We start from the raw sequence: 2304 nt of genomic DNA, 5'->3' as shown, positions 1-2304 counted from the left end.
GGTACCGACGACGCCGCCGCCGGCGAGCGCATGCGCGAGCTCTACGCGCCCTTCAACCGCAACCACGACCGCCTGATCGTCATGGACGTGCGCTCCGCGGAGCTCACCAAGTACGCCGCCAACGCGATGCTGGCCGCCAAGATCAGCTTCATGAACGAGCTCGCCAACCTCGCCGACCGCGTCGGCGCGGATATCGAGCGCGTGCGCGTGGGCATGGGCTCGGACCCGCGGATCGGCTACCACTTCATCTATCCCGGGGCCGGCTACGGCGGCTCGTGCTTCCCCAAGGACGTGCGCGCGCTGGTACGCACCGCCTACGACGTGGACTACGCGCCGCAGATGCTCCAGGCGGTGGAGGACGTCAACGAGCGCCAGAAGAGCTATCTGTTCACCCGGCTGCGTGAGCACTTCGGCGGCGACCTCTCCGGGCGAACCATCGCCCTCTGGGGCCTGGCCTTCAAGCCCAACACCGACGACATGCGCGAGGCCTCCAGCCGCCGGCTCATGGAGTCGCTGTGGGAGGCCGGGGCGTCGGTGCGGGCCTTCGACCCCAAGGCGATGGACGAGGTCCGCCGGATCTACGGCGACCGCCCCGGGCTGACCCTGTGCGACGACCCGGACGCGGTGCTGGAGGGGGCCGACGCGCTGGCGATCGTCACCGAGTGGAACCTCTTCCGCAGCCCGGACTTCGAGGCCATCCGCGAGCGCCTGCGCGAGCCCGTCATCTTCGACGGCCGCAACCTCTACGACCCGGCGGCGCTGCGGCGTCACGGCTTCACCTACTACGCCGTGGGCCGGCCGGTGGCCCGGCCCTGAACCGGGACGGCGGCGGTCCGCCCGTCGCCATGCGTTTACCCCCCGGTGGACGACCTAGTATCCTTCGGCAATACTCATCCGGACTGTCTCCCGCGCCCGCGCGCGGCCGGTCCCCATAGCGCATTCAGTGACGAGGTTTATGGCGCCCAAGGTTTACGTACACACCCACGGCTGTCAGATGAACGAGTACGACTCCGCGAAGATGGCGGAGGTGCTCGGTGCCGAGCGCGGCTACGAGCGCGTGCGTACCGCCGAGGAGGCGGACCTCATCCTGCTCAACACCTGCTCCGTGCGCGAGAAGGCGCAGGAGAAGGTGTTCTCGCAGCTCGGGCGCTGGAAGGCGCTCAAGGCCGAGCGCCCGGGGCTGATGATCGGCGTCGGCGGCTGCGTGGCGAGCCAGGAGGGCGCGGCCATCGCCGAGCGCGCGCCCTACGTGGACATGGTCTTCGGGCCCCAGACCCTGCACCGTCTGCCGGATATGGTGGACCGCGCGGGCGGGGCGCAGCGCACGGTGGTGGACGTCAGCTTCCCGGAGATCGAGAAGTTCGACCGCCTGCCCGAGCCCCGGGCCGAGGGGCCGACCGCCTTCGTCTCGATCATGGAGGGCTGCAGCAAGTACTGCAGCTTCTGCGTGGTGCCCTACACCCGCGGTGAGGAGATCTCGCGCCCGTTCGAGGACATCCTCGGCGAGTGCGCGGAGCTCGCCGAGCAGGGCGTGCGCGAGGTCACCCTGCTGGGGCAGAACGTCAACGGCTACGCCGGTGCCATGGACGACGGCACGCCGGCGGACCTGGCGCTGCTGATCCACTACATCGCCGCCATCGACGGCATCGACCGCATCCGCTTCACGACGTCCCATCCGCTGGATTTCAACGATGCGCTGATCGAGGCCTACGCGGAGGTCCCGGAGCTGGTCGGCCACCTGCACCTGCCGGTGCAGAGCGGCTCGGATAACGTCCTGCGGCTGATGAAGCGCAACCACACCCGGGACGATTTCCTCGATCTCGCCGCCCGGCTGCGCGAGGCGCGCCCGGACCTGGTGATGTCATCGGACTTCATCGTCGGCTTCCCCGGCGAGATGCGCCAGGACTTCGAGGACACCATGGACCTCATCGAGCAGGTGGGCTTCGACCAGTCCTTCAGCTTCGTGTTCTCCAAGCGCCCGGGCACGCCGGCCGCCCAGCTCCCCGACGCCACGCCCATGGCGGAGAAGAAGGAGCGGCTGCAGCGCATGCAGGCCCTGCTCAACGACAACGCCCGGGCCATCAGCGAGGCGATGGTCGGCACGGTGGAGACCGTGCTGGTCGACGGTGTCTCCAAGAAGGACGCCAGCGAGGTGGCGGGGCGCACGGAGAACAACCGTGTGGTCAACTTCCCGGGGCCGCAGCGGCTGATCGGCCGGTTCGCGCGCGTGCGCATCACCGAGGCCCTGGCCAATTCCCTGCGCGGCGAGTTCGTCGGCTTCGACGAGGCCCTCGAGCCCGGGCT

The 2304-nt window shown here is 69.5% G+C and carries 2 protein-coding genes; both read left to right on the top strand.

Annotated elements, in window-relative coordinates:
- Positions 1 to 816 (top strand): UDP-glucose/GDP-mannose dehydrogenase family protein (locus G7A99_RS25165; protein WP_240466085.1); only part of this gene is annotated, 816 nt, incomplete at its 5' end.
- Between the two features lie 139 nt (positions 817 to 955).
- On the top strand, positions 956 to 2304 hold a 1349-nt coding region (gene miaB / locus G7A99_RS03875; protein WP_163138929.1), incomplete at its 3' end, for a tRNA (N6-isopentenyl adenosine(37)-C2)-methylthiotransferase MiaB.

The sequence above is a fragment of the Arhodomonas sp. KWT genome (assembly GCF_010993615.1).
The sequence above is the reverse complement of the archived record's forward strand: the minus strand, read 5'-3'. Positions and strand labels throughout refer to the sequence as shown.